The 12,859-nt window shown below is 65.8% G+C and carries 12 protein-coding genes; 10 read left to right on the top strand and 2 right to left on the bottom strand.

Features of this window, described 5'->3' with window-relative positions; genetic code table 11:
* Positions 1–7: 7 nt before the first annotated feature.
* Positions 8–1,531, bottom strand: a complete 1,524-nt coding sequence (locus BLQ58_RS16080; protein WP_092599963.1) for an MFS transporter — start codon at positions 1,529–1,531, stop codon at positions 8–10.
* A gap of 210 nt (positions 1,532–1,741) precedes the next feature.
* On the opposite strand from BLQ58_RS16080, the gene BLQ58_RS16075 reads away from it, so the two are divergent.
* Positions 1,742–2,785 (top strand): endonuclease/exonuclease/phosphatase family protein, encoded by a 1,044-nt coding sequence (locus tag BLQ58_RS16075; RefSeq protein ID WP_092600255.1) that lies wholly within the window; start codon positions 1,742–1,744, stop codon positions 2,783–2,785.
* A 145-nt stretch (positions 2,786–2,930) separates the two neighbouring features.
* Positions 2,931–3,440, top strand: a complete 510-nt coding sequence (locus tag BLQ58_RS16070; RefSeq protein ID WP_092599960.1) for a DUF1993 domain-containing protein — start codon at positions 2,931–2,933, stop codon at positions 3,438–3,440.
* 80 nt (positions 3,441–3,520) lie between these two features.
* Here BLQ58_RS16070 and BLQ58_RS16065 read toward each other — a convergent pair whose 3' ends face one another.
* Positions 3,521–4,729 (bottom strand): MFS transporter, encoded by a 1,209-nt coding sequence (locus tag BLQ58_RS16065; RefSeq protein WP_092599957.1) that lies wholly within the window; start codon positions 4,727–4,729, stop codon positions 3,521–3,523.
* A gap of 257 nt (positions 4,730–4,986) precedes the next feature.
* Between BLQ58_RS16065 and queE the strand changes: the two genes are divergently transcribed.
* The 8 genes from queE (at position 4,987) to creC (ending at position 12,704) form a co-directional block, all read left to right on the top strand.
* Positions 4,987–5,622 carry a 7-carboxy-7-deazaguanine synthase gene (gene queE / locus BLQ58_RS16060; protein ID WP_092599954.1) on the top strand — a complete coding sequence of 212 codons (636 nt, stop codon included), beginning with the start codon at positions 4,987–4,989 and terminating at the stop codon, positions 5,620–5,622.
* A 3-nt stretch (positions 5,623–5,625) separates the two neighbouring features.
* Complete coding sequence (locus BLQ58_RS16055) at positions 5,626–6,102, top strand: 6-pyruvoyl trahydropterin synthase family protein (RefSeq protein WP_092599951.1); 477 nt, start codon at positions 5,626–5,628, stop codon at positions 6,100–6,102.
* A gap of 7 nt (positions 6,103–6,109) precedes the next feature.
* Positions 6,110–6,694, top strand: a complete 585-nt coding sequence (gene tadA / locus BLQ58_RS16050) for a tRNA adenosine(34) deaminase TadA (RefSeq protein WP_254775982.1) — start codon at positions 6,110–6,112, stop codon at positions 6,692–6,694.
* 45 nt (positions 6,695–6,739) lie between these two features.
* On the top strand, positions 6,740–7,660 hold the full coding sequence (ldcA, locus tag BLQ58_RS16045) for a muramoyltetrapeptide carboxypeptidase (RefSeq protein ID WP_092599948.1): 921 nt from the start codon (positions 6,740–6,742) through the stop codon (positions 7,658–7,660).
* 196 nt (positions 7,661–7,856) lie between these two features.
* Positions 7,857–9,479, top strand: coding sequence for an ABC-F family ATPase (locus tag BLQ58_RS16040; protein WP_092599944.1), 1,623 nt, complete (start codon positions 7,857–7,859; stop codon positions 9,477–9,479).
* Positions 9,480–9,755: 276 nt separating this feature from the next.
* The gene (locus BLQ58_RS16035; protein ID WP_092599941.1) at positions 9,756–10,184 is read left to right on the top strand and encodes a hypothetical protein; all 429 of its coding nucleotides are present in this window, start codon (positions 9,756–9,758) and stop codon (positions 10,182–10,184) included.
* Between the two features lie 324 nt (positions 10,185–10,508).
* Positions 10,509–11,249 carry a two-component system response regulator CreB gene (gene creB, locus BLQ58_RS16030; RefSeq protein WP_092599938.1) on the top strand — a complete coding sequence of 247 codons (741 nt, stop codon included), beginning with the start codon at positions 10,509–10,511 and terminating at the stop codon, positions 11,247–11,249.
* Between the two features lie 15 nt (positions 11,250–11,264).
* A complete protein-coding gene (gene creC / locus BLQ58_RS16025; RefSeq protein ID WP_092599934.1) occupies positions 11,265–12,704 on the top strand; it encodes a two-component system sensor histidine kinase CreC in 1,440 nt (479 codons plus the stop codon).
* The last annotated feature ends 155 nt before the right edge of the window (positions 12,705–12,859 follow it).

Raw genomic sequence — 12,859 nt, 5'->3', positions numbered from 1 at the left:
CGGCCCATTAGCGGGCAGGCAGGCCGGGTTTGGCGCGCGGGATGGTCGCCATGATCGAAATGGCCGCCACGACGACCATGCAGAGGTTGAATGCCAACGCCAGGATGGCCGCCGTACGCACGGCCACCTGGTCCTGGGCGCCCTGGAAGTGGATCAGGCCGTCGAGCATCTGCCCACCTTCGGCATGGGTGCGCACGGCGGTGAAGATCGCGGCCGAGATGGCCACGCCGAATGCGCCGCCCAGCGACGACGCCATCTTGTAGATGCCGGCCCCGGAGCCCGCCTGGTCCGGCGGCAGGGCGGACAGCGCGGCGTCGGTGGATGGAGTGGCATAGAAAGCCAGGCCGATGCCCTGCAGCGCAAAGCCGATGGTGGCGACGATCTTGTAGTCGGCCAGCGTCAGTTGCGTCATCCCCAGGCAGACCACCGACGCGGCGGTCAGCGCGCAGCCCCACAACATCGGCTTGCGGGCGCCAAATCGCTGCAACAGCTTTTCGCCGACGCGGATAAACGCAATGATCGTGATGGCGAAGCCGATGGTCAGCACGCCGGCCTGCTGGGCGCTCATGTTGCCGCCCAGTTGCGCCAGCTGCATGACCACGATCAGCGTGCCGGCCACGCCGTTGAGCATGAAGTTGGAGATCGTCGCGCCGGTATAGGTGCTGCTTCGGAACAGGCGGAAGTCGATAAACGGATCTGCGGCGCGGGCCTCGTGACGCAGGAACACGAAGCCGAAGATCACCACGACCGCCGCCAGCAACAGCGTGTTGACGCTGGTCCAGCCGAACCGGGCTCCCTGGGTGACCACCACCTGCAGCGCGATCATCGCCACCATGAACGTGAAGATGCCCTTGCGGTCGATCTTCGCGTCTTGCCGGTCCTCCGCCCGGCTTTCCGGCGTGCCCCGGATCATCAACAGGCCGGCCACGGCCGCCGCGATCGACAGGAAGAAGATCGCCCGCCAGCCGAACTGGGCCGTGATCGTGCCGCCGAAGATCGCGCACACGCCCGAACCGCCCCACGATCCGATCGACCAGATGCTGATGGCGCGCTGGCGTGCCTTGCCGGGCCAGTACGTCTTGATCAGCGCCAGGCTCGACGGCATGATGCACGCCGCCGACAGGCCCTGCAGCGCGCGGCCCGCCAGCAGGCAGGGCATGGCCAGCGGGCCGGCCGGTGCGATCGCCACCAGCAGCGAGCCCGCGATGCTCAGGCAAAAGCCGAGCTGCAGGATGCGGTAGCGCCCCACGCGGTCTGCGATGCCGCCCATGAAGACGATGAAAATGCCGGAGAACAACGCGGTGATGGCCACGGCGATGTTCATCGTGGTGGGCGACAGGCCCAGCGTGGCGCCCATGTCCGGCGCAATGTTCAGCGTGGTCTGCGCGAACAGCCAGAACGTCAGTACGCCCAGCACGATGCCGAACAGCACCCGGTCGTTCCCGGCGAAGTTCGGCGGCTGCGCGCGCTTGGATGCTGGCGAAAGGCCAGCTTCAGGATTCCCTGCGGTGGTACCAGTGGCGTGATTCATGGCGTCTGTCCCTTGATGGTCGTTGTGTTGTCAACGATGCGAGCCATCGTATTTGCGGGGGCAACGGAGGGCGTTGACGCGGATCATGGGCGGCGGCGCGGCATCGTAGTCCGTTGGAATTGGCGTCATCCAGCCGCGCGCTTGATGCAGGCCAACGCAGGCGCCAAGCACGGGCCTGACGATGGCCGGCTTTCAATGTGGTGCCATCCCATGACCCACTACGACTTCCTTGCCGACATCGCCGATACGCATGCGCGTGCCCGCACCATCGAAGGCCTCACGCGCTTGCGCCAGGCGCTGGCCAACCAGATCCCCGCGCGCACGGCTACCGATACGCTGCTGCTGGCCACGTGGAATATCCGCGAGTTCGACAGCGGCAAGTACGGCTATCGTTCGGAAGAGTCCTACCTCTATATCGCCGAGGTGCTGAGCCGCTTCGACCTGATCGCCATCCAGGAAGTCAGGGACGGCCTGTACCCGTTGCAGCGGCTGCAGCGCATGCTGGGGCCGTGGTGGGGCTATCTGGTGACCGATGTCACGCTGGGCACGTCCGGCAATGCCGAGCGCATGGCCTATCTGTACGACCGCCGCAAGGTACGCTTTACCGGGCTGGCTGCGGAACTGGTGCTGCCCAGGGCGGGCAGGGCGGGGCCGGCCCCGGTGCAACTGGCGCGCTCGCCATACCTGGCCGGCTTCCAGGCCGGGTGGGCGTACCTGACGCTGGCCACGGTCCATATCTACTACGGCACCGGCAAGCCCGATGACGCGCGGCGGCTGGCGGAGATCACCGCCTTCAGCCAGACCGTTGCCAAGGCGGCCGGCAAGCTGTCGGCCGCGCCGCAGCCGGCGCCCGGCGTGAAGGCCGACCCGGGCAACCTGATCCTGCTCGGCGACTTCAATATCTTCAACCGGCGCGACGTGACGATGGAGGCGATCACCCGGGCTGGGTTCGTCGTGCCCGAGCCGCTGCAGTCCGTGCCCGGTTCGAACGTGGACAAGAACCGGCACTACGACCAGATTGCCTATTTCCGGCGGCTGTCGCGCATGGCACCGACCGGCCGCGCCGGCGTGTTCGACGTGTACGAGCACGTCTATCGCCTGGCCGACGCCGATGCCTACGCGTCCGAACGCCGGACCCGGCCGGGGCGAAGCTTCAAGGACTGGCGCACCTATCGGATCAGCGATCACCTGCCGATGTGGATCGAATTCGGCATCGACGATGCGGATGCATGGCTGGCCGGGCTCGGCGGCTAGCCAGCAGATCCGGCGGTTCCGGTCTATGCTCTCGCCTGCGACACCGGCAGGCGCCAGCCCGCAGTACACCGGGCGCCACGCGCCGCCGGACCACGCACATGCACGCCGATCCAGAACATCCCACGACCCATCCAAGGAGCCCCCCATGGCCCTCTCGATGTACGACGTATCGATCCCGGTGTTTATCCGGGCCCTGACGAACCTGTCCGCCATCCTCGAAAAAGGCGCGGCCCACGCGCGGGCGCAGGGCATGGACGCCGCCGAATTGCTTCAGACGCGTCTGATTGCCGACATGGACGCGCTGCCCGCGCAGGTGCAACGGGCCAGCGACTCGGCAAAGGGCTGCGCGGCACGGCTGGCAGGAATCGACATCCCGTCGTATCCGGACAACGAGACCACATTCCCCGAACTGCAGGAGCGTATCGCCAAGACGGTGGGCTTCCTGAAGTCGATCCGCCCCGAGCAGCTTGAAGGCAGCGAAACGCGCGTGGTGGAGCTGAAGTTGCGCAACGGCCCGGCAACGTTCGATGGCAAGAGCTACACGCTCGGTTTTGCGCTGCCGAATTTCTACTTCCATGTGACCACGGCCTACGACCTCCTGCGTCACAAGGGCGTGCAGATCGGCAAAACGGATTTCCTGGGCGCGCCGCGCTAAACGGCAATGCCATGAAAAAAACGGGCCCGCGAGGCCCGTTTTGCTTTGGATGCGGATGCTGTCGCATCGCGACGGCCGAGTCAGTGCTGCAGGGCCCCGGCAGGCATGCCGCCGGCGCGCACGTCGATGCCTGCGGCGCGGTCGAGCCGGCCGCTCAGCTCGGTCAGGGCCCAGGCCACCAGCACCACCAGCGCGCCGATCCACGGCGTATGCATCAGGCCGAAATGCTCGACGACCAGCCCGCCCGCCCATGCCGCACCGGCAATGCCCAGGTTGAAGGCGGCGATATTGAGTCCCGACGCCACATCCACGGCCTGCGGCGTGTGGTGTTCCGCCTGCTTGACCACGTAGACCTGCAATCCGGGTACGTTGCCGAAGGCGACCCCGCCCCAGACCAGTACCGTGACCAGTACCAGCCACCGATGCGGCGCGGTGAAGGTCAGTACGAACAGCACGGCGGCCAATAGCAGAAATACGATGCGGAGCGCCGCAATCGGACCATGACGGTCGGCCAGGCGGCCCCCCCAGATATTGCCGATGGCGACGGAGACGCCGTACACCAGCATCACCAGCCCCACGGCGCCGGCACTGAAGCCCGACACATCCTGCAGGATCGACGCCAGGAACGTGAACGGGATAAACGATCCGCCATAGCCGATGGCCGTCTTGGCATAGACCAGCAACAGGCGCGGCTCGGCCAGAACCCGTGCCTGTTGCAGCAGCGACGCCGGCGCGGCATGGCGGATCGTCGACGGTACGAACAGCAGGCTGCCGACGAACGCGATCACGCCAAGCGCGGAAACCGCCAGGAAGGTCTCGCGCCATCCGAAGTGCTGCCCGATGAACGTACCGAGCGGCACGCCGGTGACCAGCGCGACAGTCAGGCCCGTAAACATGATGGCAATGGCGCTGGCGGCCTTTTCGCGCGGTACCAGGCTGGTGGCGATGGTCGATCCGATCGAAAAGAACACGCCGTGCGCCAGGCCGGTCAGCACCCGCGCGGCCACCAGCGATCCGTAGCTCGGCGCCTGCCAGGCCAGCAGGTTGCCGGCGGTGAACAGCGCCATCAGCGACAGCAGCAGCGCCTTGCGCGGCAGGCGGCCGGTCAGCGCGGTCAGCACCGGGGCGCCCACGGCCACGCCCAGCGCATAGAGGCTGACCAGGAGGCCCGCCGACGGCACGCTGATGTGCAGGTCGGCGGCGATGGTCGGAATCAGTCCGACGATCACGAATTCGGTGGTTCCGATGGCAAAGGCACTGATGGTCAGCGCCAGAAGGGCAATGGGCATGGCAAGCTCCGGTATTCAAGGTTGGAGCGCAGTGTGCCAGCGCCTTTCTTGCCGAAAAAGCCGCCGATCGACAGAAGATATTTGATCTGAAATCAAGAAAAGGTTGCGGGTGCCCGCAAGGCAGGCGCTAATGCGGCCGATTGCGATGGACTTAGCAGAAACCCTAGGTTCTTGATACAATTGCCGGTTGCTCGCGCCTCGGCTATTGCCTAATTTTTGAGCAGGAACTCCCCACGCACCACAACCGTCGCATACGCATGACATACGCCGTCAAGGAAATCTTCTATACGCTGCAGGGCGAGGGCGCCAACGCCGGCCGTGCGGCGGTGTTCTGCCGATTCTCGGGTTGCAACCTGTGGACCGGCCGCGAGGAAGATCGCGCCCGCGCCGTGTGCCAGTTCTGCGATACCGATTTCGTGGGCACGGACGGCACGCGTGGCGGCAAGTACAAGACGGCCGATGAGCTGGCGGCCGTGGTGGCATCGGAATGGCCGCAGGGCGCCGGCGGCACGCCGCTGGTGGTCTGCACGGGCGGCGAGCCGCTGCTGCAACTCGACGCGCCACTGATCGACGCGCTGCACGCGCAGGGCTTCGAGATCGCCATCGAGACCAATGGCACGATCGAAGTGCCCGCGGGCATCGACTGGGTTTGCGTGAGCCCCAAGATGGGTTCGGAACTGGTCGTGAAGAAGGGCGACGAGCTGAAGGTGGTGATGCCGCAGGCGGGTCAGGACTTCGCGGCATACGAGCAACTGGATTTCCGCTATTTCCTGGTGCAGGCCATGGATGGCCCGCTGGCCCGGCAGAATACGGCCGCCGCGGTCGACTTCTGCCAGCGTCATCCACGCTGGCGCCTGTCGCTGCAGACCCACAAGCTGCTGGGCATTCGCTGACACATGAGCAAACAAGTTTCCATCACACGCCGGCTCGAATTCGATGCCGGCCACCGCATCCCGAGCCACGGCGGCCAGTGCCGCAACATCCACGGCCATCGCTATCGGCTGGACCTGACGCTGTCGGGCGAGGTGCTGCGCCAGGAAGGCGCGTCCGACGACGGCATGATCCTGGATTTCGGCGATATCAAGACGCTGGCCAACGAGCACCTGGTGTCGAAGTGGGATCATGCGTTCCTGATCTATCGCGGTGACACCGCGCTGCTGAACTTCCTGCAGTCGATGGACAACCACAAGACCGTGGTCATCGACAGCATCCCGACCGTCGAGAACCTGGCGCAGGAAGCGTTCGACATCCTGGCGCCCGTGTTCAAGGACTGCTTCGGCCACCATCTGCAGCTGACGAAGCTGGTGCTGTTCGAAACGCCGAACTGCTGGGCCGAAGTCAGCGCGCCGTTCGCGCTGCCGGCGCAGGACTGATCGGTCCATGTCCGGCGCGCCCCAGTTCCAGGACGAAGCCGCGCGCGACCGTTTCTACATGACGGCCGCGCTGGAAGAGGCGCGCCTGGCCGAGGCGGCCGGCGAGGTGCCGGTGGGCGCCGTGGTGGTGTGGAACGACCAGATCATCGCGCGCGGCCATAACCTGCCGATCCGTTCGGTCGATCCGTCCGCCCATGCCGAAATGCAGGCGCTGCGCGCGGCGGCCAAGGTGCTGGGCAACTACCGCATGCCCGAGTGCGAACTGTACGTGACGCTGGAGCCATGCGCGATGTGCAGCGGCGCCATCCTCCATGCGCGGCTCAAGCACGTGGTGTTTGGCGCCACCGATCCGAAGACCGGCGCCGCCGGCAGTGTCGTGGACCTGTTCGCGCAGGCCACGCTGAACCACCAGACCACGCTGGCGCGCGGCGTCATGGCCGATGAATGTGGCCAGATGCTGCGCGATTTCTTTGGCGCGCGGCGCCGGGCGCAGAAGGCAGCCCAGCAGGCGGCTCGTGCCGCCGGGGAGCAACCGCTGGTCGAAGGGCAGGCGGCGCCACCCTTGCCGCCCTCGCCAGCAGCAGCCGATTAGGTGAGAATTCCTGCTTCCGAGCGTCGTACCCTCAACATCCGAAGCATGCGCCAACCCATCGAAGTCCGACTGATCGCCTCATCCGGCTACCCGCACGACGTCGCCATTGCCGCGCGCGGCTGCGCGTGGCTCAAGCACCACGGGTACCACGTCAAGAATCCCGATATCCTCGCGCGGCGTTACCTGCGCTTTGGGGGTACCGATGCCGAACGGCTGGCCGACCTGCACGCCATCGGCACCGGCGCGCCCGGAGAACTGACACTGGCGGTCCGCGGCGGTTACGGCCTGGCGCGGCTGCTCGGCAAGATCGATTTTGCGCGCATTGCCGAGCAGGCCCGCGCCAGCGGCACGCCCATCGTCGGCCATAGTGATTTCACGGCCTTCCAGTTGGCCTACCTGGCCGCCACCGGTGGCGTCACCTTTGCCGGCCCGATGCTGCTGGCCGATTTTGGCGAGGAGCACGTCAATCCGTTCATGTGGCAACACTTCGAGGCCATCCTGCGCGATCCGGCATGCAAGATCGAGGTGGCCGCGCCGCAGGTGGTGACGGCAGCTACGGCGGAGGGCACGCTGTGGGGCGGCAACCTGGCGATGCTGTGCAGCCTGCTGGGCACGCCCTACATGCCAAAGGTGCCGGGCGGCATCCTGTTCCTCGAGGACATCAACGAGCCGCCGTACCGCGTGGAGCGCATGCTGCTGCAGCTGCTGCAGGCTGGCACGCTGGCGGGGCAGCAGGCCATCGTGCTGGGCGATTTCTCGAACTACCGCACCACCGATTACGACAACGGCTACAACATGGATGCCGTATTCGACTATCTGCGCGAACAACTCGATATCCCCGTGCTGACCGGGCTGCCATTCGGCCACTGCCCGCGCAAGCTGACGCTGCCGGTGGGCGCCCAGGCACGGCTGGAAGCCCGTGGCGACGGCTTCAGCCTGGCACTGACGGGATACCCGACGCTGTAACAACGGTCAGGCCACGGCCGTTCGATATCGCGCCCGTGGCCAATGGCTGACGAATGCCCCCCGTAAGTGGTAAAATCACGGGTTATCTCCTCATTTTCGCTGCGCCGGGCACGCCGATCGGGTGCGTGCCGCCAGAATCCGGCTGCCAGCAGGTGGTGCCCGCAGGGCACTCCCACATTCCAGACAAGGTTCAGACGTGCTTTCTACCGCAAACATCACCATGCAGTTCGGCCCCAAGCCGTTGTTCGAGAACATCTCGGTCAAGTTCGGCGAGGGCAACCGCTACGGCCTGATTGGCGCGAACGGTTGCGGCAAGTCCACCTTCATGAAGATCCTGGGCGGCGACCTTGAGCCGTCGGCGGGCACCGTCATGCTGGAACCGGGCATCCGCCTGGGCAAGCTGCGCCAGGACCAGTTCGCGTATGAAGACAACCGCGTGCTCGACGTGGTGATGATGGGCCACGTGGAAATGTGGGCCGCCGCCAGCGAGCGCGACGCGATCTACGCCGACCCCGAGGCCACCGACGAAGACTACATGCGCGCCGCCGAACTGGAAGCCAAGTACGCCGAGTACGACGGCTACACGGCCGAGGCGCGCGCCGGCGAACTGCTGCTGGGTGTGGGTATCCCGACCGACCAGCACCAGGGCCCGATGAGCGACATCGCCCCGGGCTGGAAGCTGCGCGTGCTGCTGGCCCAGGCGCTGTTCTCGAACCCCGATGTCCTGCTGCTGGACGAACCGACCAACAACCTGGACATCAACACGATCCGCTGGCTGGAAGACGTGCTCAACGAGCGCAACTCCACCATGATCATCATTTCGCACGATCGCCACTTCCTGAACTCGGTGTGCACGCACATGGCCGACATGGACTACGGCACGCTGAAGGTCTACCCGGGCAACTACGACGACTACATGCAGGCGTCGATGCAGGCGCGCGAGCGCCAGGTGGCCGCCAATGCGCGCGCCAAGGAACGCATCACCGAGCTGCAGGATTTCGTGCGCCGCTTCTCGGCCAACAAGTCGAAGGCCCGCCAGGCCACGTCGCGCGCGAAGCAGATCGAAAAGATCAAGGTCGAGGACATCAAGCCGTCGTCGCGCCAGAACCCGTTCGTGCGCTTCGAGTTCGAGAAGAAGCTGCACAACCTGGCCGTGGAAGTCGAGGACATCACCAAGACGTACGACCGCAAGATCATCAACAACCTGTCGATGGCCGTCCAGGCCGGCGAGCGGGTGGCCATCATCGGCGAGAACGGCGCGGGCAAGACCACGCTGCTGCGCAGCCTGCTGAACAACGTCGTGGAAACCGGCGTGCAGCGCGGCGTGGAAGTGGATCGTGGCACGGTCAAGTGGGCCGAGAACGCCAACGTGGGCTACATGCCGCAGGACACGTACGAGGAATTCCCGAACGACGTGACCGTGATGGACTGGATGAGCCAGTGGACCCAGGCCGGCGACGACGACCAGTCGCTGCGCGGCACGCTGGGCCGCCTGCTGTTCTCGGCCGACGACATCAAGAAGAACGTCAAGGTGCTGTCCGGTGGCGAGAAGGGCCGCATGATCTGGGGCAAGCTGATGCTGGGCCGCCACAACGTGCTGGCCATGGACGAGCCGACCAACCACATGGACATGGAGTCGATCGAGTCGCTGCAGATCGCGCTGGACAAGTTCACGGGCACGCTGATCTTCGTGTCACACGACCGCGAACTGATCAACGGCCTGGCCACGCGTGTGATCGAGGTGCGCTCCGACGGTACGATCACCGACTACCTGGGTACGTACGACGAGTACCTGCAGTCGCAAGGCATCGAGGCGTAATTTCGGGCGGCATCGCCGCATCGCCATTTCGCCAGAAAAGCCGGCCCGCCATCAGGCGCGCCGGCTTTTTTCATGGCTTGGGCGACAGTCGAAAGGCGGGAAGCCAGATTTCATGCCGTGTCGAGCCAGCAGGAATTTTCTCTCGTTACGTCTTGCTGGTTAGCTGGCGGGCACTGTATATTTATACAGTTGTCGTCGCATCCCGGAAACGCCGCTTCCTGCAGGCAACGCCGTGCGACGCCCGCGCTTTCTATCCCTTCACCTCGAAAGGCAATCATGTTCGTGGATCGCACCGAAATCATCAACGCCGCCAAGGCCCTGCGCGCCAGTCAGGAAGAATCCCGGTACAGCAAGCTTGTCGCGCTCGCGAACAAGCAGCTCAAGGCCATGCAAACGGCGATCCAGAAGGGCAAGGAAGAATTCGAGACCACACTGGTGCTCGACATCAACGAAGAGAATCCGCAGGCCGCGCTGGAACCGCGCGCCCACCGGCTGGCCGACGACCTCCGGGCGCAGGGCTACACCGCGACGGTGACCACGTTTGCCGAAGTCAGCACCGACCGCCAGAACTGGACACCGAATATCACGATCGTCATCGGTCTGGGCGACATGGTTTGCGACGGTGACAGCGCGATGGCGAATAGCCCGGTGGCCGAAGCGCCCGAAATCGCGCTGGCTGGCGAAGCAGCTTGTGAAATGGCCTGACAAAAATGCACGCGGCGAGCTTGGCCGGCCACGTTCGCCCGATGCCGACCGGCCGGTGACCGCTTGGTGGTCGCTTTGGTAACCGCTTTGGTGACCCATAACGGTGCTGGCGACCGCTTCACTCCCGCCTCACCGTCCCTTCACGGTCCGCCACGACACTGGCTGCTCCATTTTCCTCCGGAGGAGCCAGTCATGCACCGCCGCCAGATCGACATCCCTGCTTTTCTCTGCCGGCTCCGCCAGTTGCTGGGCGTGCCAGCGAGATCGACAACTGCCCAGCGCGATGGCGGATAATACACACCGCCCCTCCTGCCGCGCCCGCCCATGAAACGACCGTCAATCCTGGTGGTGGAAGACGAATCCGCCATCGCCGATACCATCCTGTACGCGCTGCGGACGGACGGCATGCTGGCCGAGCATTGCACGCTCGGCGGCGACGCGCTGGCCCGATTGCGCGCGGCTCGGCCCGATCTTGTCGTGCTCGACATTGGCCTACCGGACATCAACGGCTTCGAGGTCTGCCGCACGCTGCGGACGTTTTCCGATGTGCCTGTGATCTTCCTGACCGCGCGCCATGAGGAAATCGACCGCATCGTGGGGCTGGAGATTGGCGCCGATGACTATGTGGTCAAGCCGTTCTCGCCCCGGGAACTGGCGGCCAGGGTGCGCGTGATCCTGCGTCGCGCCCGGCCTCCGGCCGAGCCGGCAGCCGCGGTGGCGACCATGCCGGTGGCAGGCACGGCAGGGCGGTCCAGCGGCTTCCGGCACGATGCGGAAGGCGCGCGGGTGTCCTACCGGGGCCAGTGGCTGGATCTCACGCGATACGAATACCGACTGCTGGCCCTGCTGGTGCAGCATCCGGGGCGCATCTATGCGCGTTCCCAACTGATGGATCTGGTCTGGCACGACGCGCTCGACACGGTCGATCGCACCGTCGATACCCATATCAAGACCCTGCGCGCCAAGCTGCGCGACGTGGACCCGGCAGGCGATCCGATCCGCACCCATCGCGGGATGGGCTATTCGCTCGAAGCGGCGTACGTGCTCCAGGCTCCCGACGTCTGAATTGCCCCCCCGTCCATGCACATCGGCCTGCGGATATTCTTCGGCTTCTTCCTGGTGGTTGGCCTGGCGGCGTTCCTGACGCTGCGGGTGTTCGTCCAGGAGGTCAAGCCCGGGGTGCGCCAGGCGATGGAGGATACGCTGGTCGATACCGCCCATGTGCTGGCCGTGCTGGCCGCCGACGACCTGAAAACCGGCCAGATGGCCGATGGGGCGTTCGCCCGCCGGCTGTCGCAGTTGCGCCAGCAGCCGGTGGATGCCAGCGTGTGGGGCATGCACAAGGACGCGGTGGGCTACCGCATCTACATCACCGACGACCGCGGCATCGTGCGCTTCGACACGGCGGGCCAGGCGGTGGGCGCCGACTATTCGCGCTGGAACGACGTCTACCTGACCCTGCAGGGCAAGTACGGCGCGCGCAGTACCCGCTCGGATCCTGCCGATGAAAGCAGCTCGGTGATGTATGTGGCGGCACCCATCCGCGACGGCACGCGCATTATCGGCGTGCTGACCGTGGCCAAGCCAAACCAGGCGGTGGCGCCGTTTATCGCGCGTAGCCAGGGCGTGATCCTGACCTATGGCCTGCTGCTGATTGGCGGCGCGGCCGCGATTGGCGTGCTGTGTACGCTCTGGCTGGTGTTCGGGCTGCGCAAGCTGCAACGCTATGCCCGCGCGGTGGCCGCCGGCGAGCGTGCCGAGATGCCGCTACGGGGCGCCAGCGAGCTTGCCGACCTGGGGCGCGCCGTGGAGACCATGCGCCTGCGGCTCGAAGACAAGCAGTATGTGGAGCACTACATCCACACGCTGACGCACGAAATGAAAAGTCCGCTGGCGGCCATCGGCGGCGCGGCCGAGCTGTTGCAGGAGGACATGCCGGCCGCCGACCGTCAACGATTTGTCAGCAATATCCGAGGCCAGGCTCAGCGGCTGGACCTGCTGATCCGCAAGCTGCTGACGCTGGCCGAAGTGGAGCAGCGCCAGCACCTGGAAAAGCCCGAGGCGGTGATGCTGGGGCCGGAAATCGGACAGATCGTGCAGTCGCTGGAGCCAAAGGCACGGCAACGGGCCGTGCAACTGCGATGGCATCTGCCCGACGCCGTGCCGGCGGTCGCTGGCGATGTGTTCCTGCTGCGCCAGGCCATCGTCAACCTGCTGGAAAACGCGCTCGATTTCGCGCCGGCGGGTTCCACCATCGACGTATCGCTGTTGAGCGCGACAGAGCCCGGGCAGATCGTGCTCAGGATCGACGATCGCGGGCCGGGCATTCCTGACTATGCCATGCCACGGCTGTTCGAACGCTTCTATTCGCTGCCGCGTCCCGATGGCCGCGAGCGCGGCACCGGTCTGGGCCTGTGCCTGGTGCGGGAGGTAGCCCTCCTGCACCGGGGAACGGTTGCCGTGACCAATCGCGAGGGCGGCGGGGCGCGCGCCGAACTGGCGCTTCCGGTGGCGGCCTGAGTCTGCCGGCCGCAGCGCGGTGCTCGCGGTTGATTCCGCCCGATTCCGCCCGATTCGGCCCGATGCCGCCCGATGCCGGACGGCTTCACGCGCTTCGGCCCACTTCACGCCGGCCACCCGCCGACCCCATCGTGGGTTCATATGCGCTGGCTAGT

This window comes from Ralstonia sp. 25mfcol4.1, from assembly GCF_900104095.1.
Taxonomy (GTDB): domain Bacteria; phylum Pseudomonadota; class Gammaproteobacteria; order Burkholderiales; family Burkholderiaceae; genus Cupriavidus.
The sequence above is the reverse complement of the archived record's forward strand: the minus strand, read 5'-3'. Positions and strand labels throughout refer to the sequence as shown.